The organism is Aliidiomarina maris (genome assembly GCF_003987335.1).
Classification (GTDB): domain Bacteria; phylum Pseudomonadota; class Gammaproteobacteria; order Enterobacterales; family Alteromonadaceae; genus Aliidiomarina; species Aliidiomarina maris.
Genome location: NZ_PIPK01000005.1, coordinates 84,199 through 109,351 on the forward strand (window position 1 = coordinate 84,199; position 25,153 = coordinate 109,351).

The window sequence follows — 25,153 nt, forward strand, 5'->3', positions numbered from 1 at the left end:
CGCGTGCGATGCGAGCAATTAAAGCCAACGCGTCTTCAGGTTCACCACCGATGGTTTTACCATGCGCTGCACCGTGGTGTAGGCGATAATAATCCCGGCAATTAAAGCGATCACGGTAATCAATAGCATACCAGCAGCGAAGCCAGCAGTTTCGTCAATGACGCCGTTGACCTGGGTGGCGATACTCGCTTCCTGATAATCAATTAAATCGTTAATTGCAGCTAGCCAGTCGGCGTAGATAGGGGAAGTTTGCTCTAATAGCAGGCTTTGTGCGTTGCTCAACACTATCTTGTTGATTCACCTTGGTGAGTCGGTTGTCGACTTGCACTACCTGAAAAATACCATAAGCGGTTAAGCCCAGCATCAGCACTAAGACAATCGCGAAGCTCAGGTACAGCCGAGTTGCTATTCTCATAACATGCATTCCATTCTTGTTGGTTATATAAATTGATATATGTGATTGCGTTAGAACGGTTTTACGTGATTTAGCAGTTCATTTAAATCGAAATAAAATTTATCCTGACGCGATCACCCGTTGTGCATCTGCCATGGTGCGATATACTCGGTCAAATCATTGATGAATAGGTGCCTTTATGTTTACAAATTTTCGGCCGCATGCATGGCTGGCTGCATTAGCCTGTCTGTTTTTAATCGCTTGCTCTGACACTGGCTCTGCTGGCCCAACCCTTGATCTAAGCGATGAGAGTGCATTTGAATCGTCCATTCAGGACGTGATGGCGTCGTTGGATGAGCAACAGCAAGCTGACTTTTCTGATGCTTTAGCCATGATTATGTTTGACGAGCTGGCGAACGGCACGTCGTCAGGCTTAAGTGAAGAAGAAATTGAGCGCGCTATTTACCAGCGTTTACACGGTAAAACGGGTGAAGAGGTGATAGCGGATATGGAGCAGAACCTTTAATTCCAAAGTTCTCAATTCTGATTAAAGAATAAGGCCGTAGCAGCAACACGACGGCCTTATTTGTTCTAATCGCTTAGCTTAATGCTAACGCGTCAATGTTTGCGCTTGCCGCTTGAATAGATTCTTCGCGCTGGCTGTCGCTAATGTTTACGCCTTCTGCACGCACCACAGTGACGTTCTTGATGCCGACAAAACCTAAAATGGTGGTGACATAGCTTTCCTGGTGGTCAAGGGCTGCCATTTCACCTTCTGAGTAAAATCCACCGCGTGCTGATGCCACATAGGCTTTCTTGTCAGTTAACAAGCCTTCCGGGCCGTTCTCGGTGTAGCGGAATGTACGACCAGCCTGGGCGATACGGTCAAACCAAGCTTTTAACTGGCTTGGAATGGTGAAGTTGTACATCGGTGCGCCAATCACTAGCACGTCCGCGGCAAAAATCTCTTCAAGCAAGGTTTCAGTCAGTGCCAGCTCTTCCACTTGGCGTGGGCTACGATCACCTTCGGCGGTGCTTGCGGCCATCAGTACCTCAGCGTCCAAATGGCTAATGGCTGTTGCAGCCACGTCGCGCACAACCACGCTGACATCGTCTCGGCCTTTGCTTAGACGCTCAACAAGTTTGTTGCTCAGTTGAGTTGACACAGAGTTGTCACCAAAGATACCTGCTGTTACGTGTAGAATTTTCATCACAACCTCACATCTGTTTTTTCAATTTAAAAGCTTATTTATTAAAGCTTTTTACGATGAGGCTAGCTTAACATGTTCCAATTCAATGACTAGATGCCTAAAATAGAATTCACTGTTCCATATATGGGATAAAAAATGAAAGATTTAACCAACCTCGCACTCTTCGCCCATGTGATTGAGCATGGCAGCTTCAGCGCTGCGGCGCGCGCAATGGGGATGCCAAAAAGTACGCTGAGCCGACGCATTAGTGAGCTTGAGCAGCAACAGGGGGTGCGGTTGCTCAATCGAACCACCCGTAAATTAAGCTTAACTGACGTTGGACATGCATTTTTAGTGCATTGCCAGACGCTGGTGGCTGCCGCTGAAGCCGCAGACCAAGTAACCCAGTTTGTACAGGAAAAGCCTCGGGGCAAAGTGCGCTTGAGCTCACCACATATTCTGAGCCAAAGTTTGCTAATGAAAATATTGCCTCAGTTCATGGCGTTATACCCCGATGTCGTGCTGGATTTGGTGGTAACCAATTCGCCGGTGAACCTGATGAACGATCAAATTGACGTTGCCTTGCGCGTGCGCCCAAGTATCGAAGAATCATCCTTGATTGCGCGACCATTGGCGCCGTCTCCATTAGCCTTATTCGCAGCACCTGATTTCATTCAGGCACATGGGGAACCTGACCACCCGATGGATTTAGTCGAATGGCCCTCGTTATCGATGCACTACACCCACGGCCGTTACCAGTATGATTTTACGTCCTGTGACGGCGAGCACTTCAGTATGAGTTATCAGCCGCGCTTGATTACCGACGACCTTTGGGTGCTGCGAGAAGCAGCCAGCCAAGGCCAGGGCATGGCGGCAATTCCGGTGTATTTATGTCGTGACTATGTGGAACAGGGTAAGTTGGCCCCCGTGTTACCGCACTGGCGTTTACCCGTTGGCAATATGCATTTGGTATACCCCCACCGACGTGGCTTGTTACCAGCAGTACGGGTATTAATTGATTTTTTGGTTGAGCATATGCCTGTGGCAGCGCGTGAGGCAGGAATTGGTGAGCTTTCCGATGCTTGGGGCGAGTAAAACTGATATGCTTGAGCTATCGTGTATAGATAGGATGAGAAAGGAAGATTGAAGCTATGCCAAGTTTTGATATTGTTTCTGAAATTGATCAGGTTGAGTTGCGTAACGCAGTAGACAATGCCGCTCGTGAGTTGACGACCCGGTTTGATTTTCGCGGTGTCGAAGCATCCATTGAATTGAAAGAATTGACGGTGACCTTAATGACCGAGTCAGACTTTCAACTGGAGCAGCTGGTCGAGATTTTACGTAATAACTGCACGCGTCGCGGTATTTCTATGGCTGGCGTGGACATGGAAGACGAGCCTGTACACAGCGGAAAGACATACAGCTACCATGTGTCGTTTAAGCAAGGTATCGATCAGCCTGTTGCGAAGCAAATTATTAAGAAAATTAAAGATGCGAAGCTAAAAGTACAAGCTTCCATTCAAGGTGAGAAAGTTCGCGTCACGGGTAAAAAGCGTGATGATTTGCAAGGCGCGATTGCTTTGCTGAAAGACAGTGATATTGAGCTACCGCTGCAATACGAGAACTTCCGCGATTAAGCATTTAATCATGCCCGCAGGATGATAAAAAAGGCTACACATGCAGCCTTTTTTGTTACCAGAGCTTTTTCATACAAGGCTTGGGCACATGTTTAACGTAAATTACGCGCGTGGAAGCGTAAGTGCTCCTCAATAAAGCTCGCAATAAAGTAATAGCTGTGGTCATAACCTTGTTGATAGCGAATTTGTGCGCCGCCACCACTGAGCTGGTTGGCTTTTTCCAGTGCTGGGGTTAACAATTGCTCCGCTAAAAAGTTATCTGCGGTGCCTTGGTCTACCAATATCGGGGGGACTGAGTCACGCTCTTGCAGCAACAAACTGGCATCGTAAGCGCGCCAGGTCGACTTGTCCTCACCTAAGTAGTTGCCAAAGGCCTTGTGCCCCCAAGGGCACTCGGTCGGGTGGCAAATCGGCGAGAACGCAGAAATTGAGCTAAATAAGCTTTCGCGCAAACCTATCACTAACGCGCCATGCCCACCCATGGAATGTCCGCTAATCGCGCGGTCCTGAGTCAGGGGTAGCTCGGCTTCCACCAAACCTGGCAGCTCTTTGGCGATGTAATCGTACATCTGATAATGCTTGGCCCAAGGTTGCTGGGTCGCGTTAACATAGAAGCCAGCGCCATGACCGAAATCATAGGCGCCTTCGTCATCGTCTGGCACGTCGTCGCCACGCGGGCTGGTGTCGGGAATAATTAGCGCTAAGCCCAATTCTGCGGCGACACGTTGTGCCCCAGCTTTGCTCGAGAAGTTCTCGTCTGTACAGGTCAGCCCTGACAGCCAGTACACCGCTGGGACTGCTTCGTGCTCAGCTTGCGGTGGCAGGTACACCGAAAACTGCATGTCGCAGTTAAGCACCGCAGAGCGGTGCTTAAAACGGATTTGACGGCCACCAAAAGCTATTTGTTCACTGACTTTCTCTAGTGCAGTTGTGGTCATGTTCACCTCTTAACGGTCGTAGTGAATCACCGTACGGATAGATTTACCTTCATGCATTAAATCAAACGCTTGGTTAATGTCATCCAGCCCCATGGTATGAGTAATAAAGGTGCTGAGTTTAAATTCACCGTCTAAGTAGCGTTGTACATAGTCAGGTAATTCAGTGCGGCCTTTCACCCCACCGAATGCACTGCCGCGCCATACGCGCCCAGTCACTAACTGGAATGGACGGGTGGAAATTTCTTCCCCTGAACCCGCGACACCAATAATCACTGATTCACCCCAGCCTTTGTGACAGGCTTCCAGCGCCGAACGCATAACTTTGACGTTGCCGATACATTCAAACGAGAAATCGACACCGCCGTCGGTCATCTCCACAATCACTTCCTGAATGGGTTTGTCGAAATCTTTCGGGTTAATGAAGTCGGTGGCACCCAGTTGCTTGGCAATGGTTTCTTTGTCGTTGTTGATGTCAATCGCAATAATACGGCTGGCTTTGGCTTGCACCGCACCAATAATCACAGACAGACCAATGCCGCCGAGGCCAAATACGGCCACGGTGTCGCCGGCTTGCACCTTGGCGGTGTTATGCACTGCACCCATGCCTGTGGTCACGCCACAGCCTAACAGACAAATCTCTTCTAATGGCGCATCTTTGCTGACTTTCGCCAGTGCAATTTCTGGCACTACGGTGTGTTCTGCAAACGTACTTGTGCCCATGTAGTGATAAATCGGTTCGCCGTCTTTTGAAAAGCGCGTGGTGCCGTCTGGCATCAAACCTTTGCCTTGCGTACTACGAATAGCCTGGCATAAGTTGGTCTTGCCAGACTTACAGAACTTACATTCGCCACACTCGGGGGTGTACAACGGAATGACATGGTCGCCCACCGCCACTGAAGTCACGCCCTCGCCGATTGCTTCGACGACGCCTGCACCTTCATGGCCTAAAATTGATGGAAAGATGCCTTCAGGATCGGCACCCGATAAGGTATACGCGTCGGTGTGACACACGCCAGTTGCAGTAATACGCACCAGCACTTCACCTTTTTTTGGTAACTCTAAGTCTACTTCTTCAATTTTGAGTGGCTGGCCTGGGCCCCAAGCCACCGCGGCACGGGTTTTCATAGTCGACATCGATATTCCCCTTATTTAAAAAGCTGATGTGTAAAAGTATAGCGCTATTTTAATTATCTATGCTGGTAAGATAATCCTTACTAAATGCAATTAAGCTTTGTATATATGCAATAATGATGGGTGTTTTAGTCAAAACGGGGGCAGTGACGTGAAACAATGGCAGGGAATTAGTGAGTTTGTAGCAGTCGCGGAGCACGCCAGCTTTACCCAAGCCGCCAAATGGCTTGGCATGTCGGTGGCGCAAGTGAGCCGTAACGTGAATGAGTTAGAGCAACGCCTGCAAGTACGCCTGTTTTATCGCTCAACCCGGCAAGTGCGCTTAAGTGAAGAAGGGCGCGTGTACTTGCAGCATTGTCAGCATTTAGTACAAGGCTTAGATGACGCGAACCGCGCTTTAAGCAATTTACAGCAAAGCCCACAGGGCCGGCTGCGCATCACGGCCCCAGTGTTTTATGGCGAGACGGTGATAGCCCCCTTGTTGAACGAGTTTTTGTGCCAACACCCAGACTTACAGCTGGACATGGATCTGACCAACCAACGCTTAGATTTAATTGAAGGGCGTTTTGACCTCGCGATTCGCTTAGGTCACTTAGACGATTCCAGTATGATTGCGCGCAAACTCGGTCAGCGCAGTCATCATTTGGTGGCAAGCCCTGAGTATCTTGCGCGCTATGGCGAGCCGGACAGCCCAGACACCTTGCGTCAGCATCGACTGTTGTCCGGCACCATGAACCATTGGCGTCTAGCCAACCCCGGGCACACCGGTGAATTGAATGTGCGGCCGCACAAATTTTGGTGCTGCAATAGCGGCGTCGCGCTGTTAGATGCAGTGCGCAGAGGCATGGGGATAGCTCAACTCCCTGACTACTATTTGCAGCAAGACCTTGTGCAAGGGCGATTGCGCGCCATCATGGAAGCGTACCGCCCAAGTGATGACGGCATCTGGGCGTTGTACCCACAAAACCGTCATTTATCTCCTAAAGTACGCAGTTTGCTCGACTTTTTGCTGCAACGTTTGCAGCAATCGGCGGGTTAAAAAAGGGTTATGGAAAACGTAGCTAACTCACCTGAATGCTAGACCAAATATTAGACTAAATTCTCCTGTAACTTTACCCGCGTTACGGTAACATAAGGTTGATAAGCGCTTGACACATATCATAACCCATCACGGAGGGGGCATGCGTAATAATCAACCAATTACTGGCCGCGAATATGAGTTCGATCAAGGCAAACGACTCATTTCTGCAACTGACTTAGGCGGTAAAATACGGGTATTTAACCAGGACTTTTTAGAAGTCAGTGGTTTTAGCCGCGAAGAGCTTGAGGGCGCGCCTCATAATATTGTCCGCCACCCTGACATGCCACCGAGTGTGTTCAAGAATATGTGGGCTACGCTAAAACAAGGTAAGCCTTGGATGGGGTTGGTTAAAAATCGGCGTAAAAACGGTGATCATTACTGGGTGAGTGCTTACGTTACACCAGTCAAGGACAACGGCAAGGTCGTGGGTTATGAGTCAGTTCGAGTGCCGGCAACGGCTGCACAAAAGCAGCGTGCAGAGCGGGTGTACAGTCGTTTGCGCGCGGGACGCAAAGCTTTTGCCTGGCACCAGTATGCGAACTTCTACTTGCGTGAACTTGTCCCTGTCTGGTTACCTGGCGTGCTGCTGGTTGCGGCATTGAGTACGTGGTTTGGTGGGGTTGCGGGTGTGATGGTGCTGGTGGCTTTGGTGGTGACGATTGCATGGCAATTGCGACATGCCCAGGCTGGTTACCACGCCTTGCTCACCACAAACCCCGAAGCATTCAGCAGTGCCATGGTGGCGAATACTTACTCACGCTTTGGCGGTGCTAAAGCCAGAGTTGAGATGGTGTTGTTAAGTGAAGCTGCGCGTGCCCGCACTGGGCTCGCGCGGATTGAAGACGCCACCCACGGGCTGCGTAAAATTGTTGCAGACACCTCGGCACAAGCCAGTAGCAGTCGCCAAATTACCGAACCACGTACTCAATGCCGCAACAAGCCGCATCGGCAATTCATCAAATGTCGGTGTCGATTGAAGAGGTTGCTGATAACGTCGAGGGCAATGCGGAAAAAGCGTCAGCTGCAGCCAAACATGTGTCCCAGAGCACACGTTTGGCACGTCAGGCCTTAGACGCTATTCACGAATTACATGACGCGGTTCAAAGTATCGTCAGTACCGTGAATGAAGTGTCGCAATCAAGCGGCGAGATTGGTCAAGCCGCGGACCTCATATCGCAAATTGCAGACCAAACCAATTTGCTGGCACTCAACGCAGCGATCGAAGCTGCGCGTGCAGGTGAGCATGGGCGTGGGTTTAGTGTTGTGGCCGACGAGGTACGTGCCTTAGCGGGTAAAACGCGCGAATCCACGGACCGCATTCATACCATTATTGAAACCTTAAGTAAGCGTGCTGCCAGCGCCGTGACGGTGTCGGCGGCTGGAGAAAAAGCTGCGCAGTCTGGCGTTGATAAGGTCAGCGAAACAGAGCAAGCATTACAGGCCATTGACCGTGCTGTCACTGCAATTAGTGACACCACACAGCAGATGGCGACGGCAGTTGAAGAGCAAAGCAATGTCGCAGAACATATCAGCGAACAGGTCACGCATATGGCAGATGGTGCAGGCAAAGCACTGGAGAACGCTGCAGCGACAGCGGACGCGAGCGCTCATCTTGAAGAAACCATCGCTGAAATGCAGGCTCTGGTGCGACGTTTTGCTAATAACGCGTAGATAGGCCAGCGAAGGCTTTCGCAAAGGTTCTGTAAAATTGCTGAATCAGGCCTAAAAGATTGATCATTTTGCCTCCTTCCTGAGTATTAGATTGACTGGTACGTCATTTAAATCAAGAGAGGGAATCTTGATGTCGCAACAAAGTGAGAATCCAAAACGTCGCGCCTTAATCATTGAAGGTGGCGCGATGCGGGGTATATTTGCTGCCGGTGTACTCGATACATTCATTGAGCATGACTACTACCCATTTGACATGGTAATAGGCGTATCGGCGGGGTCAACCACAGGGATTGCTTACCTGACAGGCGACCATAAGCGCAGCTATCAAATTCTTACAGACCACGCGCGGCGGCCGGACTTTTTCAGTTTCTCACGTTATGCCAAAGGCGGCCATCTATGTGACGTTAGTTGGTTGTGGCAAACCTCGCGTGCCGATTTGAGCCTTAACATGGCGCAGTATGTAAGCCGCAATATCCCGATGTGGGTGGTCACTACGTCAGTGCGTACAGGTCTCCCGTTGTATCATAAAGTCGATGCGCATAACCTTGATGAGGTATTCCCTGCGTCCTGCGCAATGCCGATTGTATTTCGTGACTACCCCGCAGTAGCTGGCGAAGCGATGTCAGACGGTGGCTTGGGTGATTCTATCCCGGTGCGCTATGCCCATAAGCAAGGCGCAAACGATATCCTGGTGATCCGCTCAGTACCTGAAAGCTATCGCAAGGAGCGGGTGCGCTTTCCGAGCATGCTCAAACCTTTGCTAGCCGATTACCCACGTCTACTTGGTGCCGCGCTTCGGCGTGAGCGTAAATATAATGACGCGCTGGCATTTATCCAAAATCCCCCGCAAGGGTGCCGGGTTAAGCAATTATGCCCACCTGAGGATTTCCCAGTGGCTCGTTTTACCCGTGACTTAGATAAACTTAATCAAGGTTACCAACAAGGGGTCGAGGTTGCTAAGCTATACTTACAAGACCAACCCATGATGCCAAGCCACCAAGCGAGTGCCATTTTGCCTTCAGAACAGGCACAGCCGGTGAGTGACGCTCAGACCGCCTAACGACGAGGATTGAATGAAACCAATTTTTATCTTGCACGAAAACCAAGAATGGGTCGTACCTTTACACGCTGAATTTGCCCGCCGCGGCGTTGAAGCGAATGAGTGGTTTTTGCATGAAGATTACGTGGCCTTTGATAAAACCCCTAAGCCTGGCGTTTACTACAACCGTATGAGCGCATCGTCGCATACGCGAGGGCATCGCTTTGCACCCGAACTCACCCGCATGGCGCTGACCTGGTTAGAGCACGCGGGCGACTCGCAGGTGACCGTCGTGAATGGTTTGCGTGCACTGTATTTGGAAACCTGTAAATTGTCGCAATATGCGGCGTTGCAGCAAGCTGGCATTCGCACCCCAAAGACTCGTGCAGTGGTCGGCCGGGAGCAAATTACTCTGGCTGCAGATGATTTTGAGCAATGGCCTGTGATTCTTAAGCCGAACCGTGGTGGTAAAGGTTTAGGGGTGATGAAGTTCGATAACGCGCAAGCGTTAAGCGCTTATGTGAATGGCCCGGAATATCAGGAGCCGCTTGATGGCATTTGGTTATTGCAACAGTATATCGTGCCCCAGGCTCCCTTTATTACCCGTTGTGAATTCGTCGGGCAGCGCTTTATATACGCGGTACAAGTCGATACGTCCGAGGGCTTTGAGTTATGCCCTGCCGACGTGTGCGCTATTGGTGACGCCGCTTGCCCGGTGGGCGAGCAGCCAGTGGTAGCTACTGCGCCGGCGAAGTTTGTGCTAACAGAGCGTTATCATGGTCATGCCATCATTGGACGCCTTGAAACCTTTATGCGCAATGCTGGTATTGACGTCGCAGGTATCGAGTTAATTGAAGACAAGTATGGCGATATCTATGCCTATGATGTCAACACCAACACCAATTACAACCAAACTGCTGAAGCGGCTGCGGGTGGTCGCGTGACGGGTATGGGCGCGGTGGCTGATTACCTGATCGCCCTCGCACGGTAAACTAACGGCATCGTTAGTTTTCTAACTGCTCCCCTGTGGCGACTGCTGCAGGGGCATCAAACCAAAGTCCAAGACTTTGTAAGAATGTCGGATGCTGGCGGATTTCATCGATATTTTGGTTGATGGTTGCAATCATATCGCGACCCCACGCATTGTTCGTACATCCGATAGCCCCAATACTTGCTGACCCTCGGTTTCGGCGATTTCCACAAACTCGAGCTCGCCTTGGCCCGTGCGTTGGTGATAGCGCACCAGAGTGTGGTAGTCCAGGGTATAGTCGATTCTGCCAGCTAAAATCATGTCTAAAATTGCGACTGTGGCGTACTCGCCAGTGCGAACAACGCGGTAGCTGCTGGTCCCTTCATGTAAATTCAAAAGCGGTTGTAATGCGCCATACTGACGCCCGGCTGGCTGGACAAAGCGAAAGTCATTGCTTTCAAGTAACAAGTGCAACGGCACTGGGTCGCCAAACTGTTCTCGCATGCGCGCCGCAACACGAGGAAGCGCAATAATACCGTGGGGCTGATAACGGTGAGTGGGCGCACTCAAGACCGTGCGTTGCTGAGCGTCGTAAGGACGATAAATCATGCAGGGGAAACATTGATTGGTGTCGCGTTCAAACATCACACCGATGCGGGTCTGCGGCATTAACGTCCGACTGGTCTGATAATTCGGTAGCGTGTCTTCAACCGCGTGCATCAGCGCATCGCAAATGCCTTGGTTTTGATAGGCGCCTTGCACAATATGAAACGGTGGGGCGGTATTGATAGCCCAGTTGAGGGTACGTTGGATATCGTCGGCCAGCCCATAACGTGGCATCATAGTTATGTTAACGACGCTGGCGACACATAACCAATAGGCGATGCGAAGCAAACCTTGCATCACCTCAGTTAAGCAGAAATCAAACTTTTTGCAACATAATTAGGGCGCTTAAACTATGCTATTTGTCGCATTTTGTAATAAATGCGTAGTAACCGATTAGTCTGCCCAGTACTGCTCCATCGTAATTTGACCCGGTGAACGGCGTAAGTGTTTACGTAACCCTTTGCTTTCAAGCGTGCTGCGCGCGTCTTTGATCATGGCGGGATTTCCACATAGCATGACTTGCGAATGAAGATTAAACTCAGATTGGGCAGCGGCCTCTAACGCACCAGATTCAATTAACGCAGGGATGCGCCCGTGTAGACCAAGTTCGTTAGGCGATTCCGGTTCACGGCTAACCACTGGCAGATAACTAAATTGCGCGCCTTTAGCCTCACCAAGTGCACGCATCAATTCGCGATAACACAGATCTTTACGGTAACGCACACCATGCACAAGGTGCACGCGTTTGAAGCGCTGCCACACGTCGTCTTGCTGCAATATCGATAGGTAAGGGCCGATGCCGGTGCCAGTTGCCACCATCCATAAGGTATCGCCCTCGGGCACGTGGTCAAGACTGAAAAAGCCGCTCGGGTGGCTGTTAAGCAAGATCTCTTGGCCAGGCCGTAGCGCACTTAAACGCGGACTTAGCGCACCATCTGCGACTTTAGCAATAACGAACTCAAGCACCTGACTACCTGGGGCATTGACCATGGAGTAGGCGCGCGGCAGCGGCTCGCCTTGGCTGTCGGGCAGCGCTACGCGGGCAAATTGCCCTGCTTTAAAATGAAAGTCGGGGTGGCTGAGCTGTAAGCTGAATAAGCCATCATGCCAATGATGAACGGAGACGACTTGAACGGGCATCCAAGTTGGCATAGTAGTCCTTAAGATAGTAGTCCTGAATGAAATGCCCTATATTGGGCGACTTCAATTATTTTACTACGCGCAGCTAAGGATTACACCCATGATTGACTGGCACCCTTGGGAATACACCACCAAGTATGGATTTACCTTGCGCGGCCAGCACACCGCACCGCGCGGTAAACCGGTGCTGCATTTTATTCATGGTAATAGCTATAGCGGTTTGACCTACGCTGCCATGTGGCAAGCGCTGAATGCTGATTTCGATATCTTTTTACATGACGCCCAAGGTCATGGTGACAGCGACGAAGGCGGCGCGTTTATCGGTTGGAACCAAAGTGCCGAGCTGGCACTGCAGGTCGCCAATGAATTACTGCCTAAGTTGTACCCTAAGATGCCGGTATTTGGTTGTGGCCACAGCTTTGGCGGTATTCTGACTTTGTTGATGAGTGAACGTCAACCAATGCTGTTCAATCAGTTGGTTTTACTCGACCCAATTTTGTTTCTGCCCAGCATGATAGCCCCCATGCGCGTGCTAAGCGCCTTACATCTGTACGCGCTGAACCCTTATGCCAAGCGTGCGCGGCGCCGACGCAGTGTATGGCCAGATGCGTCAGCGGCGTATCAAGGCCTGCACCAAAGAGGCATGTTCCGCGGGTGGAGCGATGCCTCGTTACAGGCCTATGTTGACCATGCCATGCACCAAGGGGAAGACGGACAGTGGCAGTTAAAATGTTCACCGCGCCGTGAAGCTGAAATTTTCAGCTCTTATGCCCATGGTTTATGGCCCTACTTGCGCAATGGCTTAAAGGTACCAACCCATGTTTGGGGCGGGCAAGACACCTATCCATTTGTGCAAAAGTCGCTGGCGCGTTGGCAAGCTGCGAATGACAAAGTGAGCTTGGCTTGGGTCGAAGGCGGACATTGCTTTATGTTAGAGCACCCTGAAAAAACCGCGGCGCTGGTGCGTGCCAGCGTGTTATCCGCGGTTTAGTCAGCAATGTTTGGCTGCTATAGGGTGGGAAGCTCCGGCAACGGCTCGCCGATACACGCGCATAAGGTGAATAGCAGCTTTTGCTCAATCGGGTTGATGTTACCGTCGGCGCTCGCACAGCCTACCCAAGCTTTAACTAAGCGCTCTTTTTCTAGAGCATTCCATTGGTCAATGCGGCTTAACGACGCTGACAGGTCGCTAAAGTTAAGCTGATCGCTGGGATAAAGCTGCATGCCCATAGCAAAGTGTTCAGCACCTTGTTCAAATGCGTGCTCTGGCGCTTGAGGGCTACCAAAGTGGGCCAGTACTGACAAACTTAGCTGCGCATCATGGCGGCGGCGGCTTTTGTACTGGCGAATGTTGAGATCTTTACGCGCATGCTCGCCCTGCAAATAGCGCCAAATGACCTGATATAAGCACCATTCAAATAAAGACACTTGGGCGTCCACATCAATCAGGCGCTGCATCAGTTGCAAGAAATTGTTCGCGGCTTGGGCGTTCATCATCTTTAATGCTGGCATCATCAACTCGGTCAATGGCAACTGCTGCTCAAGCGGCAGTGCTTTAACTTCGCTGACGTGCGCCACCACATCATCATATTGGTCCGGTGTCAGCGTACTTTGCAGCAGGTTTAGTTGTGCATCTCGAGTGGCGTCATCGTCACTGAGCAAAAGCGCTAATACTAAGGCTTTTGCATGCTCAGGGTCACGCGCATCAGCGACCACTTTATCAGGTAAATCAATGCTGGCGGCGAGACCCGCCAAAGTGCGCACGAATGACTCCTGGCGTGCGCGGTGCTCGGCTTGCGGGTTTTTGTTCTGGCTTGATTCTTCATTGGACGCCACTGGGTTCGCTTTGTATTTGCCGTCCCAGCTTGGCTCTAGGCGTCGAATGCGTTCCTCCAGAGGTGGATGGGTCGCCATCACCGACATGAATTTATTAACCGCTTGACCGAAAAACAAGTGCGCAGCCTCATCGGCATTTGGGCTTTCAATTTCACTACCACTACGACCACCTTTGCCGCGCCCTTGTGCCACCCCAATTTGTTGTAAAGCGCCTGACAGTGCTTCAGGTTCGCGAGTAAACTGGGCTGCGGACGCGTCGGCAAGAAACTCGCGTTGACGGCTGACGGCGGCTTTGATGATATTACCAAACAGCACACCAATGGCGCCGAGTACCAATAAGCCCAACCCTAACAGCGGCAAAGCGGCGTTTTTACCGTCACGACGCCCACCGCCCAAGGCACCGAAGCGCAGTAATAGGTAACCTGCATGAGAGATAAACAAAATACCGTTTAAAATTGCGATAATGCGAATATTCAAGCGCATATCACCATTTAAAATATGCGCTATTTCATGTGCAACGACCCCTTGAAGCTGGGCGCGATTGAGCTTTTCCGCACAGCCTCGGGTGATACCTATCACCGCGTCGCGTGGGCTATAGCCTGCGGCAAAGGCGTTAATCGCCGGCTCACGGTCGAGCATATACACGGGCGGCACTGGCATGTTTGCCGCTATCGCCATTTCTTCCACCACGTTTAACACTTTACGTTCAAGTGGGTCCTGGCTATTTGGGCTTAAACGACGTCCGCCCAAATGTTCAGCCACCACCTTGCCGCCTGGGCGCAACACCACCCATTTGTACAGCACGGCAAAGCCAATCACCGACATGGCAACCCCCGCACTGGCAACAATAACGTCCCAATGCAGGGCCCATTCGGTGCTGGTTTGGTAGCCTGGACCTTGTTGATACTGCACGCCGCCCATAAAAAACGACACCAGTAGTGCAACTAAGCTGACCAACAGAATCACGGCCAAGCTAAACAGCAAACCCAGCAGGCGTGTATTGCGCCGTGCAATGTCTTGGTGGTGGAAAAAATTCATACTGCTCATAGAGGCTGCCCCAAGGCTTTAGAAGGACACGCTAGGTGCTTTTTGAATTTGCTCACTGTCTTCAAACTCGAGCAAAGTCGCGTCCTGACCGTGACCGACGATGCCTGCCACCGCAATATTAGGGAATGACTGGCGGTAGGTGTTGTAGGTCATAACGGCGTCGTTGTAAGCCTGGCGTGAGAATGCAACACGGTTTTCGGTAGAGGTCAGCTCTTCACTCAATTGCTGCATGTTTTGGCTAGCTTTCAAGTCAGGGTAAGCTTCCATTACTACGTTTAAGCGCCCAAGTGCGCTGGTAAGTGCCCCTTCAGCACCGGCGAGTGCGTTCATTGAGCCCGCGTCACCAGGCGATTTTGCCGCTTGTTGCAAGGCTGCAGTCGCTTGGTTACGTGCCTGAGTAACGGATTCCAGGGTTTCGCGTTCATGCTTCAGGTAGCCTTTGGCAGTTTCTACCAAGTTAGGAATAAGGTCGTGGCGACGCTTAAGCTGTACTTCGATTTGCGCAAATGCGTTTTTGAAACGGTTTTTGAGGTTAACTAATTGGTTATAAATACGCACTAACCAAAGCAGCACAACCACGACAATCGCGATAATAATCCAACCTGTGACTGACATATCAACGTCCTTCTTAAATTATAATGATGGTTAAAGACACGGTTTATTTTGTCATCTGAGCATATCTTAAAATTGGCCTTTTTGCCCTTTTCGATGTACTTTATGTTGCAACTTTTCCCCAGCTAAAGTTGCGAGACCCCAGTATGTCCAAAGTAAGTGGCAACCTTTTCGTTATTGCCGCGCCAAGTGGCGCCGGTAAATCTAGCATGATAGATGCGCTACTCAAGCGCCACCCACAAGGTAGCATGCAAGTATCGGTCAGCACGACCACGCGTAAACCGCGGCCGGGCGAGAAAGAAGGTGAGCATTACTTTTTTGTCGACGAGAAAACCTTTCTGGAACAAGTCGACAAAGGCAACTTCTATGAATACGCCAAGGTCTTTGACCATTACTATGGCACCTCACGCCATGTGATTGAAGACACGCTAGCCAGTGGCGTGGACGTGTTTTTGGATATCGATTGGCAAGGTACGCGACAAGTCAAAGCGGCGTACCCTGGGGTTCACACAGTATTTATTTTACCGCCTTCCAATGCTGAGTTAGAGCGTCGTTTGCGTAATCGTGGTCAAGATAGCGAAGAAGTGATTGCCAAGCGAATGGCAAAAGCCCAGCATGAAATGTCACACTACGCTGAGTTTAGCTATTTAATCGTTAACGAAGACTTCGACAAGTCCGTGCAGCAGCTGGAGCACATTGTGATGAGCCAGCGCTTACGTCGGTCGAAACAACAAATTCGCCACCGCGAGATCTTACAAGATCTGTTGGCTGAATAGGCCTTGGCTAGAACGCTTATTTTCAGTACAATAAGCGCCCTTTTGTGAAAATAACCTTATTGTGGAGTGTTGAGATGGCTCGGGTTACTGTAGAAGACGCTGTAGATCGTATTGGCAACCGGTTTGATCTGGTGCTGGTCGCAGCACGCCGCGCACGACAGATTGCTAACCAAGGTAAAGCACCTATGGTTGAAACTAGCAATGAAAAGCCTACGGTGATCGCATTGCGTGAAATCGAAGCCGGTTTAATTGACGCGAATCGTTTGGAGCAAGAAGAGCAAGCGGCGCAGTACCAAAGCGATGAAGCTGAAATGGCTGCGGTTGCTGCTTTGCGCAACCCTGACGCACAAGACTAAGCACTTGCGTGCTCGCCATGTCGGTTATTGATTAGCAATAACCGATTGATGGCAAATCAACCAAACGCCTGCGTCATGCGGGCGTTTTGCGTTTAGTTTCAGATTTTTCGAACGCGGCCATCGCTGCAGCCTGAGTAATCAAGCATTGGCTTTTCCACGAAATCACATTATTGTGATGATAGAGAGGCGATGTAAATGCCGCGACTATATAAAACTTTAAAGTTAGGGCACTGAGTCAACTAGCTTTTAACTGTCTTTGCTGTAGTAAAAGAGGCTGCGCCCGTGTATTTATTCGAAGGCTTAAAAAATCAAATATCTGCGTATTTGCCAGCAGAGCATGTTGCGCGTGTGTATGAAGCCTTCAAAGTGTCCTTTGACGCCCATGGCGACCAGAAACGCCAAAGCGGTGAACCCTACATTACCCACCCAGTTGCAGTGGCTGGTATTTTAGCCGACATGCGCCTTGACCATGAAACCTTAATGGCGGCGCTGTTGCATGATGTGATTGAAGATACCGAGCTCTCTAAAGAAGACTTAGCTGAGTTATTTGGCGCTACGGTGGCTGAATTGGTAGAAGGCGTGTCTAAGCTGGATAAATTGAAGTTTTCTTCAAAAGAGGAGCTTCAAACCGAGAACTATCGCAAAATGATCATGGCGATGACCCAAGACATTCGCGTGATTCTGATCAAACTCGCTGACCGCACCCACAATATGCGCACTATCGGCCATTTGCGCCCGGATAAGCGCCGCCGGATTGCGCGTGAAACCTTAGATATTTTTGCCCCGCTGGCGCATCGTTTAGGTATTCATAATATTAAGAATGAGCTTGAAACCCTTGGTTTCAAAGCGATGTATCCAATGCGTGCGCGGTTCTTAGAAAGTGAAGTGAAAAAAGCCCGCGGTAACCGCAAAGCGTTGCTGGACCGAGTGCGCAAAGAAGTGATTACCCGCTTAGAAGAGATAGGTATTGACGCACGGGTGTACGGGCGCGAAAAGCACCTCTACAGTATTTACCGCAAAATGCGCAATAAAGAGCTGAATTTCGACCAAGTGATGGACATCTACGCGTTTCGCGTCGTAGTTGATAGTATCGACACCTGTTATCGCGTGATTGGCGCTGCCCACAACCTATATAAGCCGATTGAAACCCGGTTTAAAGATTACATCGCAATTCCAAAATCTAACGGGTATCAGTCGTTACACACGTCGTTAAAGGGCCCACATGGGGTACCCGTTGAAATTCAAGTGCGAACTGAAGAGATGGACCTGATGGCTGACCGTGGTGTCGCGGCGCATTGGCTGTATAAAAATTCCGATGATACCGGCACCACCGCGCAAGTACGTGCACAGAAATGGATGCAAAGCTTGTTGGAGCTACAGCAAAGTGCAGGCAGCTCGTTCGAGTTCATTGAGAACGTGAAATCTGAATTGTTCCCAGAGGAAATTTACGTATTTTCCCCTGATGGGCGGATTGTTGAGTTGCCGCAGGGCGCCACAGCAGTGGATTTCGCTTATGCTGTACACACGGAAATTGGTAACACCTGCATTGGTGCGCGCGTGAATCACCGCGCGTATTCGTTATCCAAGCCATTGGAAACCGGGCAAACCGTAGAAATTCGTACCGCACCAGGTTCGCGACCTAATATCGCTTGGTTGAACTTTGTGGTCACTGGCAAAGCGCGCGCCAAAATACGCCAAGTGCTAAAAGCCCAGGAAACGTCTGACGCAGAATTATTAGGCGAGCGCTTATTGCGTGCAGCACTTGGTACGATTAACTATGCCGATATTGCAGATACCGAGTTTGTGCGCGTGGCAAAAGAGATGAAGCGTGCGGACAAGCAAGAGCTCGTGCGTGAAATTGGCCTCGGTAATTTGATGAGTGTGGCAGTGGCACGACGCTTGGTTGGCGATGTGCAGGGCTTAAAAGACGAACACGATAGCAACGGCGGCCGGAGCCTGGCGATTAAGGGTGCCGATGGCTTGTTGATGAGCTTTGCTAAATGTTGCCGTCCAATTCCAGGCGACGATATCATCGCCCATGTGAGCCCTGGCCGTGGTTTGGTGATTCACCGGCGCGAATGTAAAAACGTGCGCGGCTATGAAGAAGAGCCTGGAAAATACTTCCCAGTGCAATGGGACAATAAACCCGATGCACAGTTCGTATCGGAGTTACGAGTTGAGATGGTCAATCATCAAGGCGCATTAGCGCGCTTGACCTCGGCTATCGCAAAAACAGGCTGTAACATTCACGGCCTGAAAACCGAAGAGATTGACTCCAATATTTACTACATTGACGTTGCATTGACTATCAGCGATCGCAAACATCTGGCGGATGTGATGCGAAGTATCCGCAAGATGCCACAAGTGCAACGCGTTTTTCGTTCAAGGAAATAAAGTATGTCTAAAGTAATTGTAGCCACCGACAAAGCGCCGGCGGCCATTGGTACCTATTCCCAAGCGGTTAAAATTGGCACCACGGTGTATTTATCGGGCCAAATTCCGCTGGTACCTGAGACCATGGAGCTAGTCAGTGATGATTTTCGTGCCCAAGCCGTGCAGGTGTTTCAGAACTTAAGCGCGGTCTGTGAAGCTGCTGGCGGCGTGTTGCAAGACATGGTCAAGGTACAAATTTACTTACCTGATTTAGGCCAGTTTGCTACCGTGAACGAGGTCATGGCCGAGTTTTTCACTAAGCCTTACCCTGCGCGGGCTGCGATTGGTGTGCGTGCGCTGCCAAAAGGTGCGCAGATAGAAATTGATGGCATTATGGAAATTCCGTCTACCAACTAAGCGCGTTTGGGTTAGTCAAAAAAGGCTGTCATTGACAGCCTTTTTCGTTTGCGCAGTTTACACCGATGGCGTGGTAACTGGTTCAGGTTCGCGCATAATTGGCTTAAAGAAAGTGATATAACCAATTGCGACGGCGGCAAGAATGAAGCAGTAAAAGGTGTGAATACTCACAGCCAGTGGCGAAATACCAAAGCTCGCGCCCAGTAGTAACGCTTGTGCGCCATAAGGTAACACCCCTTGCACCACACAGGCGAAAATATCTAGAAAGCTCGCGCTTTGCTTCGGCGCTAAGTTGCCTTCTTCAGCCAGTTTCTTACTCACTTCACCAGACAGTAAGATAGTCACAGTATTGTTGGCGACCGCTAAGTTGGTCAGCGCGGTTAAACCTGCAATTCCAAAGCCTGCGGCTTTGCTAGGCTTCTTGCTTAAGCGGCTGGTCACTGAAACCACTGCTTTGGCCATAAACGCTAAACCACCTTGTTGGCGGATCAGCGCGGAAAGACCACCAATTAATAGCGACAGCAAGAAGATTTCCTGCATGCTTTCAAAGCCTGCATAGATGTCCTGACTGAAAGTTACAAGTTGATAGTCAATCGCCACCATACCGAACAATGCGGCCATGATAATGCCGAGGGTCAGCACGACAAACACGTTCAGGCCCATCACGGCAAGGGCAATAATGGCAAAGTAAGGGATAGCCAACCATAGCTGCGCGTCGGGCGCCTCAAGCGGTACTTGTTCGACGTCGACAAAGGCCAAGTAAAGAATGGTTAAACCTGCGGCAGGCAATGCAATACGTAAGTTGGCTTTAAACTTGTCTTTCATTGCGCAGCCTTGGGTGCGCGTGGCGGCAATGGTGGTGTCTGAAATAAATGACAGGTTATCACCAAACATGGCGCCACTGACCAATACGCCAGCCATCAACGCCGGGTTGATACCTGCAGCCTGGGACAAGCCCAGAGCGACTGGGGTCAGGGCCGCAAGGGTGCCCATTGACGTGCCCATGGCGGTGGACACCACGGCAGCGATAATAAAAATACCAGGCAAGATAAAAGACGCTGGAATCACACTTAAACCCAGGGCGACCACAGCGTCGACGCCACCGGTGGCGGCGGCTACGGTAGAGAATGCGCCCGCGAGCAAATAAATCATACACATGGTTATGATATTATTGTGGCCAACACCCTCGATGAAGGTGTTGATACGGGCATTGAGGCTTTGCTTGCTTAAAATAACCGCAAGAATAATAGCCGGCAAGATGGCCACTGGCGCCGCCAGTTGGTAGAACGCCATATCCACGCCTTGGTAATGATAGAAAATACCGGTGCCCAGAAATAAGGCAAGAAACAACGCCAACGGCAATAGCGCGATTGGGTTAGGGGTAATGGCGCCGCTGTGCGACCTCGCTGATGACATATTGGAACCTTTATCAGATGTTTAGACGTCCAGAAGTGTAATCGCAAATAGCCTAGACAAGCAACCCAAAATTGTAATTTGGTAGTACACTTAAGCCATAAATTAGCAGTTATGCATTGAATAGCTGCCACCTGAGTGTTTGATAAGGAGTATGCATGAGCCCTGAAGAATTGCATTTGCAGATGCGCAATTTACGTGAAGATGATTATCCCCAGTTAAAGCTTTTAATGGATTCTGTTTACGATGACATTGGTGGCGCGTGGGAGCAGCATACCATTCGTAAACTTATTACCGAATTTCCTGAAGGCCAAATTTGCTTGGAAGACGGTGGCAAAATTGTTGGTGTCGCATTGACCGTCAAAGTGACCTACGATCGTTTTTCTAATCCGCATCGCTATGATGATCTGTTGGGTAAGAAAGAAACCATTTTGAACGAAAAAGATGGTGATGCGCTATATGGCCTGGATGTATTGATTCATCCCGAGTATCGCGGCTACCGTTTAGGGCGTCGACTGTATGATGCGCGCAAAGAGTTGTGTATGCAGCACAACCTGAAAGCTATATTAGCCGGTGGGCGGATTGTTAATTACCATAAATATGCCAAGGAAATGACAGCCAGTCAGTACCTGGAGAAGGTGCATCGTCGCGAAATTTATGACCCAATTTTAACCTTTCAGTTAGCCAATGATTTTAGTGTCAAGCGGCTGCTGGGTAAGTATTTACCAGAAGATAAAAAGTCTAAAGGCTATGCCACGTTACTGGAGTGGAATAACTTTTTATATGAGGCATCAGATACCTTTATTAATTCGCGCTCACGCAATGTGCGGGTGGGGGCGGTGCAATGGCAAATGCGGACCGTGGATTCCGTAGAACAAATGCTGCGCCAAGTTGAATACTTCGTCGATGCACTATCAAGTTATAAAAGCGATTTTGCGTTATTTCCCGAATTCTTCAACGCGCCGCTGATGGGCTTAACTGACCAAAGCCAACAAATGGAAGCGATTCGTTTCCTGGCAGGCTTTACTGAGCGCTTCAAGCGTGAAATGTCGCAAATGGCGGTCAGCTATAACGTCAATATTATTACCGGTTCGATGCCGTTGTTAGAAGGTGATTCCTTGTACAACGTGTCGTACTTGTGCCATCGCGACGGCACGGTCAATGAACAGCGTAAACTGCATATTACCCCGCACGAAAAAAGCGACTGGGTGATTGAAGGCGGTGACAAAGTGGCGGTGTTCCAAACTGACGCAGGCCGCGTGGGCATTTTAATTTGCTACGACGTGGAGTTCCCTGAATTAGGGCGCTTGATGGCCGAGGAAGGCCTGGAAATATTGTTTGTTCCGTTTTGGACGGATACCCGCAATGCCTACTTGCGTGTGCGCCATTGTGCCCAAGCTCGGGCAGTGGAAAACGAATGCTATGTGGTGATTTGTGGGTCTGTGGGTAACTTGCCAGAAGTAGAAAGCTTAGACGTGCAGTACGCCCAATCGAGTGTATTCTCACCGTCAGACTTTGCTTTCCCACATGACGCAGTGATGTCTGAAACGACGCCGAACACCGAAATGCTGATGTTCTCCGATTTGAATTTAGACGAGTTACGCTACTTACATAATGAAGGTTCGGTGACTAACCTAAAAGACCGCCGCACTGATTTATACGACGTCACGCGTAAGTTTAACTTTTAGATGGGCTTACGGACCGTCGTAACGGCGGCCCAACTTGATAACACCGGCGGTTTAGTGACTTTGGTGTCCACGCAAGCGGGTCGCGCTGATGTATAGCGCCGCAATAGCTAAGTAGAGAGCGACATGGGCGGCATGCGCCAATCCTTGCGGGCTTTGCCCTCCGCTGGTTTGTGGTAGCCCCCACATGGCTAAGATACCTAAGGCAAGCAATAACAAGCTAACCAGCCAGCGTGGAATATTGGTGAGTGTGGCAACGGCTTGCAATAAAATGACAATGGCAACGCTAACAGGGATCCAAAGCCAGCTTAACCACAAGGTTGGATATTCAAGAATATTAAGGAACCCGCTAAATTGAGCATCCCAAAATAAATGGCTTGCAAATACGTCACCGAGTCGGAAATTCAACAGCATTGTTTGCAGCTGCAACCAATTGTCGGTTTGTTGATGGCTAGCGATGGCATTAATCACGCCGTGCCAAAATAGCGCAGCGAATAGCGCCACGAGCATGGTGAATAAGTTAAGTTTTTGCCATGGTTTGTGGCGATAAAAGAGCGCGCGCATAGTTAATTATTATTTACCCGTCAATGTATGCCGCCACCATATCCTGTTGCGGCGAGGCTCGCAACTGGCATCGATGAAATTAATCGGGATATACTGCAATTGTTTTAAATTCAAATAACTAAGTTTAATTCATCAAGCATTGCGCCGAAATAATACACCAAGGCTCGGAGTCAACTGTGGACGATAGCTCACCGTTAAGCAAAATCCCCCTTACCAGCTTAAAAGGGGTGGGGCCGAAAATGGCACAAAAGCTACAGAAAATGCACTTAAATAGTGTACTGGACGTGCTATTTCATTTGCCGAATCGGTATCAGGATCGCACCCGCGTAACCCCTATTGCGCACCTTCGAGTTAATGAATTTGCCACGATTGTCGCGCAAGTATTGGACACCCGCGTTCACTACGGCAAACGTCGCGCATTACTGTGTCGAGTGAATGATGGCAGTGGCACACTGACACTCCGATTTTTTCAATTTAGCGCCGCACAGCAACAGGCCCTTGCTACGGGCACTGCGTTGCATATTTACGGTGAAGTTAGGCCTGGCCCAACGGGGCCGGAAATCATTCACCCTGAGTACAAAGCCACAGACGACGGCCCAGTGATTTTAGAAGAAACCCTAACGCCTATTTATCCGACGACTGAGGGTGTCTACCAGCCGACTATTCGCAATGTGTGTGAGCAAGCGCTGAGTTACTTAAATGACGCCAGTGTACCGGAACTACTTCCAGCGGCCTTGGCGCAAGGTGAGATGCCGTTAGCGCAGGCGATTCGGGTACTGCATAACCCACCTACAGATGCGGATCAGCAGGCATTATTAGAGGGCGTGCACCCGGCACAGCGCCGCCTCGCGCTCGAAGAGTTACTAGCGCATCACGTCAGCATGCTGATTGCGCGCCAACAAGCCCAGCAGGTTAAAGCCGCCAGCATTCAGGGCAATGGGCAACTAACCCAGGCCTTTCTTAAACGTTTGCCTTTTAGCCCGACCGGCGCACAAAAGCGTGTCGCAAAAGAAATTGCGACTGATATGGCGCAGCCTTTTCCTATGTTACGTCTGGTGCAAGGCGATGTGGGTTCAGGTAAAACTCTGGTCGCGGCGTTAGCCGCATTGCCGGTAATCGAAGCTGGATATCAGGTGGCGCTGATGGCGCCGACGGAAATTCTCGCTGAGCAACATGCACTGAATTTCGCGCTTTGGTTTGAAGCGTTAGGTATTGAGGTCGGCTGGTTAGCTGGGAAGACGAAAGGCAAGGCGCGCGAAGCCACTGTCGCGGCATTGGCGAGCGGTCATATCCAGTTTATTGTCGGCACCCATGCGTTATTTCAAGCTGGGGTTGAATTTCAGCGCTTAGCCTTAGTTATTATCGATGAACAGCATCGCTTCGGCGTGCATCAACGCTTGGCGCTGCGGGAAAAGGGTGAAGCGGATGGGAGTCACCCACACCAATTGATTATGACCGCGACCCCGATTCCACGCACGTTGGCGATGACGGCGTATGCCGACCTAGCCACATCGATTATTGATGAATTACCGCCAGGGCGCACGCCTATTACCACAGTGGCGATTCCGGACACGCGGCGTGACCAAATTATTCAGCGCGTGTATGAAGTCTGCCGTAACGAGGGGCGCCAAGCCTATTGGGTGTGTACACTGATTGAAGAATCGGAGGCATTGCAGTGCCAAGCCGCCGAAGACACCGCCACCTTGCTGGCGGAGCACTTGCCTGGCTTACGCATAGGCTTAGTCCATGGGCGTATGAAAGCGGCTGAGAAAGAAGCGGTGATGCACGCATTCAAGGCTGCAGAACTGGATTTGCTGGTGGCCACCACAGTGATTGAAGTCGGCGTCGACGTGCCGAATGCGAGCTTAATGATTATTGAAAACCCTGAGCGTTTAGGCTTGGCGCAGTTACACCAATTACGTGGCCGCGTTGGGCGAGGTAGCGCAGCGTCCCACTGTGTGCTGCTGTATAAAACCCCGCTGAGCCAACAAGCCAATCAACGCCTTGCGGTATTGCGTGACAGCAATGACGGCTTTGTAATCGCTGAGCGTGACCTGGAATTACGTGGTCCTGGGGAGCTACTAGGCGCCAAGCAAACTGGTTTGGCACAGATGAAAGTGGCCGATGTGGTGCGCGACGCGCCCTTAATTCCAAAGGTGCAGCAGCTTGCCCAGGGTATGGTAACGAGTTACCCGGATTTAAGCGATAAGCTGATGAAACGCTGGCTGCCGCAAGGTGAACGTTACGCGCAGGTGTAGTCTTTTCGGCGCTAGCTGG

Annotated in this window: 26 protein-coding genes; 15 read left to right on the plus strand and 11 right to left on the minus strand. The window is 50.4% G+C overall.

Annotated elements, in window-relative coordinates; translation table 11 throughout:
* Nucleotides 1-18: 18 nt before the first annotated feature.
* The gene (locus CWE07_RS06990) at nt 19-285 is read right to left on the minus strand and encodes an MCP four helix bundle domain-containing protein (protein ID WP_111569227.1); all 267 of its coding nucleotides are present in this window, start codon (nt 283-285) and stop codon (nt 19-21) included.
* 308 nt (nt 286-593) lie between these two features.
* On the opposite strand from CWE07_RS06990, the gene CWE07_RS06995 reads away from it, so the two are divergent.
* On the plus strand, nt 594-920 hold the full coding sequence (locus CWE07_RS06995) for a DUF6694 family lipoprotein (RefSeq protein WP_111569226.1): 327 nt from the start codon (nt 594-596) through the stop codon (nt 918-920).
* A 73-nt stretch (nt 921-993) separates the two neighbouring features.
* On the opposite strand, the gene CWE07_RS07000 is transcribed toward CWE07_RS06995, so the two are convergent.
* Entirely contained in the window at nt 994-1,605 is a 612-nt protein-coding gene (locus CWE07_RS07000) for an FMN-dependent NADH-azoreductase (protein ID WP_111569225.1), read from the minus strand.
* Nucleotides 1,606-1,740: 135 nt separating this feature from the next.
* Here CWE07_RS07000 and CWE07_RS07005 point away from each other — a divergent pair, with 135 nt between their 5' ends.
* Together CWE07_RS07005 and CWE07_RS07010 are read left to right on the plus strand one after the other, a co-directional pair.
* Nucleotides 1,741-2,679, plus strand: a complete 939-nt coding sequence (locus tag CWE07_RS07005) for a LysR substrate-binding domain-containing protein (RefSeq protein WP_111569224.1) — start codon at nt 1,741-1,743, stop codon at nt 2,677-2,679.
* Nucleotides 2,680-2,735: 56 nt separating this feature from the next.
* Nucleotides 2,736-3,221 carry a YajQ family cyclic di-GMP-binding protein gene (locus tag CWE07_RS07010; protein WP_111569223.1) on the plus strand — a complete coding sequence of 162 codons (486 nt, stop codon included), beginning with the start codon at nt 2,736-2,738 and terminating at the stop codon, nt 3,219-3,221.
* Between the two features lie 92 nt (nt 3,222-3,313).
* Here CWE07_RS07010 and fghA read toward each other — a convergent pair whose 3' ends face one another.
* The gene (fghA, locus tag CWE07_RS07015) at nt 3,314-4,159 is read right to left on the minus strand and encodes an S-formylglutathione hydrolase (RefSeq protein ID WP_111569222.1); all 846 of its coding nucleotides are present in this window, start codon (nt 4,157-4,159) and stop codon (nt 3,314-3,316) included.
* A 9-nt stretch (nt 4,160-4,168) separates the two neighbouring features.
* Entirely contained in the window at nt 4,169-5,293 is a 1,125-nt protein-coding gene (locus CWE07_RS07020) for an S-(hydroxymethyl)glutathione dehydrogenase/class III alcohol dehydrogenase (protein ID WP_111569221.1), read from the minus strand.
* Between the two features lie 148 nt (nt 5,294-5,441).
* On the opposite strand from CWE07_RS07020, the gene CWE07_RS07025 reads away from it, so the two are divergent.
* From CWE07_RS07025 to CWE07_RS07040, 5 genes are all read left to right on the plus strand, one after another.
* Complete coding sequence (locus CWE07_RS07025; RefSeq protein ID WP_111569220.1) at nt 5,442-6,329, plus strand: LysR family transcriptional regulator; 888 nt, start codon at nt 5,442-5,444, stop codon at nt 6,327-6,329.
* 142 nt (nt 6,330-6,471) lie between these two features.
* Nucleotides 6,472-7,443, plus strand: a complete 972-nt coding sequence (locus tag CWE07_RS14575; RefSeq protein ID WP_146608516.1) for a PAS domain-containing protein — start codon at nt 6,472-6,474, stop codon at nt 7,441-7,443.
* Entirely contained in the window at nt 7,407-8,042 is a 636-nt protein-coding gene (locus CWE07_RS14395; protein ID WP_181452261.1) for a methyl-accepting chemotaxis protein, read from the plus strand. Before CWE07_RS14575 ends, CWE07_RS14395 begins: the two co-directional genes overlap by 37 nt.
* A 130-nt stretch (nt 8,043-8,172) precedes the next feature.
* Nucleotides 8,173-9,102 carry a patatin-like phospholipase family protein gene (locus CWE07_RS07035; protein ID WP_111569219.1) on the plus strand — a complete coding sequence of 310 codons (930 nt, stop codon included), beginning with the start codon at nt 8,173-8,175 and terminating at the stop codon, nt 9,100-9,102.
* 13 nt (nt 9,103-9,115) lie between these two features.
* Nucleotides 9,116-10,072 (plus strand): ATP-grasp domain-containing protein, encoded by a 957-nt coding sequence (locus tag CWE07_RS07040; protein ID WP_111569218.1) that lies wholly within the window; start codon nt 9,116-9,118, stop codon nt 10,070-10,072.
* A 13-nt stretch (nt 10,073-10,085) separates the two neighbouring features.
* On the opposite strand, the gene CWE07_RS14580 is transcribed toward CWE07_RS07040, so the two are convergent.
* The 3 genes from CWE07_RS14580 to CWE07_RS07050 all read right to left on the minus strand — a co-directional run bounded on the left by CWE07_RS14580 (nt 10,086) and on the right by CWE07_RS07050 (nt 11,809).
* Entirely contained in the window at nt 10,086-10,208 is a 123-nt protein-coding gene (locus CWE07_RS14580) for a hypothetical protein (protein ID WP_275541011.1), read from the minus strand.
* Complete coding sequence (locus tag CWE07_RS07045) at nt 10,205-10,954, minus strand: hypothetical protein (protein ID WP_111569217.1); 750 nt, start codon at nt 10,952-10,954, stop codon at nt 10,205-10,207. Before CWE07_RS07045 ends, CWE07_RS14580 begins: the two co-directional genes overlap by 4 nt.
* Before the next feature lie 96 nt (nt 10,955-11,050).
* Complete coding sequence (locus CWE07_RS07050; RefSeq protein WP_111569216.1) at nt 11,051-11,809, minus strand: ferredoxin--NADP reductase; 759 nt, start codon at nt 11,807-11,809, stop codon at nt 11,051-11,053.
* A gap of 88 nt (nt 11,810-11,897) precedes the next feature.
* Between CWE07_RS07050 and CWE07_RS07055 the strand changes: the two genes are divergently transcribed.
* Entirely contained in the window at nt 11,898-12,788 is an 891-nt protein-coding gene (locus CWE07_RS07055) for an alpha/beta fold hydrolase (protein WP_111569215.1), read from the plus strand.
* Between the two features lie 17 nt (nt 12,789-12,805).
* Here CWE07_RS07055 and CWE07_RS07060 read toward each other — a convergent pair whose 3' ends face one another.
* Both CWE07_RS07060 and CWE07_RS07065 read right to left on the minus strand, forming a co-directional pair.
* The gene (locus tag CWE07_RS07060; protein ID WP_111569214.1) at nt 12,806-14,680 is read right to left on the minus strand and encodes a M48 family metallopeptidase; all 1,875 of its coding nucleotides are present in this window, start codon (nt 14,678-14,680) and stop codon (nt 12,806-12,808) included.
* A gap of 18 nt (nt 14,681-14,698) precedes the next feature.
* Nucleotides 14,699-15,295 carry a LemA family protein gene (locus tag CWE07_RS07065; RefSeq protein ID WP_111569213.1) on the minus strand — a complete coding sequence of 199 codons (597 nt, stop codon included), beginning with the start codon at nt 15,293-15,295 and terminating at the stop codon, nt 14,699-14,701.
* A gap of 143 nt (nt 15,296-15,438) precedes the next feature.
* Between CWE07_RS07065 and gmk the strand changes: the two genes are divergently transcribed.
* From gmk to CWE07_RS07085, 4 genes are all read left to right on the plus strand, one after another.
* Complete coding sequence (gene gmk / locus CWE07_RS07070) at nt 15,439-16,068, plus strand: guanylate kinase (RefSeq protein ID WP_111569212.1); 630 nt, start codon at nt 15,439-15,441, stop codon at nt 16,066-16,068.
* 74 nt (nt 16,069-16,142) lie between these two features.
* Nucleotides 16,143-16,424, plus strand: a complete 282-nt coding sequence (gene rpoZ / locus CWE07_RS07075; protein WP_111569211.1) for a DNA-directed RNA polymerase subunit omega — start codon at nt 16,143-16,145, stop codon at nt 16,422-16,424.
* A 282-nt stretch (nt 16,425-16,706) separates the two neighbouring features.
* The gene (gene spoT / locus CWE07_RS07080) at nt 16,707-18,818 is read left to right on the plus strand and encodes a bifunctional GTP diphosphokinase/guanosine-3',5'-bis pyrophosphate 3'-pyrophosphohydrolase (RefSeq protein ID WP_111569210.1); all 2,112 of its coding nucleotides are present in this window, start codon (nt 16,707-16,709) and stop codon (nt 18,816-18,818) included.
* Nucleotides 18,819-18,821: 3 nt separating this feature from the next.
* Entirely contained in the window at nt 18,822-19,214 is a 393-nt protein-coding gene (locus tag CWE07_RS07085) for a RidA family protein (protein ID WP_111569209.1), read from the plus strand.
* Nucleotides 19,215-19,271: 57 nt separating this feature from the next.
* Here the strand turns inward: CWE07_RS07085 and CWE07_RS07090 are convergent, their stop codons facing one another.
* Nucleotides 19,272-20,630: a Na+/H+ antiporter NhaC family protein gene (locus tag CWE07_RS07090; RefSeq protein ID WP_111569208.1), complete on the minus strand. Its 1,359-nt coding sequence runs from the start codon at nt 20,628-20,630 to the stop codon at nt 19,272-19,274.
* Between the two features lie 155 nt (nt 20,631-20,785).
* On the opposite strand from CWE07_RS07090, the gene CWE07_RS07095 reads away from it, so the two are divergent.
* The gene (locus CWE07_RS07095; RefSeq protein WP_111569207.1) at nt 20,786-22,315 is read left to right on the plus strand and encodes a bifunctional GNAT family N-acetyltransferase/carbon-nitrogen hydrolase family protein; all 1,530 of its coding nucleotides are present in this window, start codon (nt 20,786-20,788) and stop codon (nt 22,313-22,315) included.
* 51 nt (nt 22,316-22,366) lie between these two features.
* Here CWE07_RS07095 and CWE07_RS07100 read toward each other — a convergent pair whose 3' ends face one another.
* Nucleotides 22,367-22,876, minus strand: coding sequence for a hypothetical protein (locus CWE07_RS07100; protein ID WP_111569206.1), 510 nt, complete (start codon nt 22,874-22,876; stop codon nt 22,367-22,369).
* A gap of 176 nt (nt 22,877-23,052) precedes the next feature.
* On the opposite strand from CWE07_RS07100, the gene recG reads away from it, so the two are divergent.
* Entirely contained in the window at nt 23,053-25,134 is a 2,082-nt protein-coding gene (gene recG / locus CWE07_RS07105; RefSeq protein ID WP_111569205.1) for an ATP-dependent DNA helicase RecG, read from the plus strand.
* The last annotated feature ends 19 nt before the right edge of the window (nt 25,135-25,153 follow it).

What these genes read in the sequence shown, in the direction of transcription:
- CWE07_RS07040 (WP_111569218.1), top strand. Translation starts at nt 9,116, where the DNA reads ATGAAACCAATTTTTATCTTGCACGAAAACCAAGAATGGGTCGTACCT.
- fghA (WP_111569222.1), bottom strand. Translation starts at nt 4,159, where the DNA reads ATGACCACAACTGCACTAGAGAAAGTCAGTGAACAAATAGCTTTTGGT.
- CWE07_RS07065 (WP_111569213.1), bottom strand. Translation starts at nt 15,295, where the DNA reads ATGTCAGTCACAGGTTGGATTATTATCGCGATTGTCGTGGTTGTGCTG.
- CWE07_RS07095 (WP_111569207.1), top strand. Translation starts at nt 20,786, where the DNA reads ATGAGCCCTGAAGAATTGCATTTGCAGATGCGCAATTTACGTGAAGAT.
- CWE07_RS07020 (WP_111569221.1), bottom strand. Translation starts at nt 5,293, where the DNA reads ATGTCGACTATGAAAACCCGTGCCGCGGTGGCTTGGGGCCCAGGCCAG.
- CWE07_RS07000 (WP_111569225.1), bottom strand. Translation starts at nt 1,605, where the DNA reads ATGAAAATTCTACACGTAACAGCAGGTATCTTTGGTGACAACTCTGTG.
- CWE07_RS07035 (WP_111569219.1), top strand. Translation starts at nt 8,173, where the DNA reads ATGTCGCAACAAAGTGAGAATCCAAAACGTCGCGCCTTAATCATTGAA.
- CWE07_RS07045 (WP_111569217.1), bottom strand. Translation starts at nt 10,954, where the DNA reads ATGCAAGGTTTGCTTCGCATCGCCTATTGGTTATGTGTCGCCAGCGTC.
- CWE07_RS07085 (WP_111569209.1), top strand. Translation starts at nt 18,822, where the DNA reads ATGTCTAAAGTAATTGTAGCCACCGACAAAGCGCCGGCGGCCATTGGT.
- rpoZ (WP_111569211.1), top strand. Translation starts at nt 16,143, where the DNA reads ATGGCTCGGGTTACTGTAGAAGACGCTGTAGATCGTATTGGCAACCGG.
- CWE07_RS07050 (WP_111569216.1), bottom strand. Translation starts at nt 11,809, where the DNA reads ATGCCAACTTGGATGCCCGTTCAAGTCGTCTCCGTTCATCATTGGCAT.
- CWE07_RS07100 (WP_111569206.1), bottom strand. Translation starts at nt 22,876, where the DNA reads ATGCGCGCGCTCTTTTATCGCCACAAACCATGGCAAAAACTTAACTTA.
- CWE07_RS07005 (WP_111569224.1), top strand. Translation starts at nt 1,741, where the DNA reads ATGAAAGATTTAACCAACCTCGCACTCTTCGCCCATGTGATTGAGCAT.
- CWE07_RS07060 (WP_111569214.1), bottom strand. Translation starts at nt 14,680, where the DNA reads ATGAGCAGTATGAATTTTTTCCACCACCAAGACATTGCACGGCGCAAT.
- CWE07_RS14580 (WP_275541011.1), bottom strand. Translation starts at nt 10,208, where the DNA reads ATGATTGCAACCATCAACCAAAATATCGATGAAATCCGCCAGCATCCG.
- CWE07_RS07010 (WP_111569223.1), top strand. Translation starts at nt 2,736, where the DNA reads ATGCCAAGTTTTGATATTGTTTCTGAAATTGATCAGGTTGAGTTGCGT.
- gmk (WP_111569212.1), top strand. Translation starts at nt 15,439, where the DNA reads ATGTCCAAAGTAAGTGGCAACCTTTTCGTTATTGCCGCGCCAAGTGGC.
- CWE07_RS06995 (WP_111569226.1), top strand. Translation starts at nt 594, where the DNA reads ATGTTTACAAATTTTCGGCCGCATGCATGGCTGGCTGCATTAGCCTGT.
- CWE07_RS14575 (WP_146608516.1), top strand. Translation starts at nt 6,472, where the DNA reads ATGCGTAATAATCAACCAATTACTGGCCGCGAATATGAGTTCGATCAA.
- CWE07_RS07090 (WP_111569208.1), bottom strand. Translation starts at nt 20,630, where the DNA reads ATGTCATCAGCGAGGTCGCACAGCGGCGCCATTACCCCTAACCCAATC.
- CWE07_RS07055 (WP_111569215.1), top strand. Translation starts at nt 11,898, where the DNA reads ATGATTGACTGGCACCCTTGGGAATACACCACCAAGTATGGATTTACC.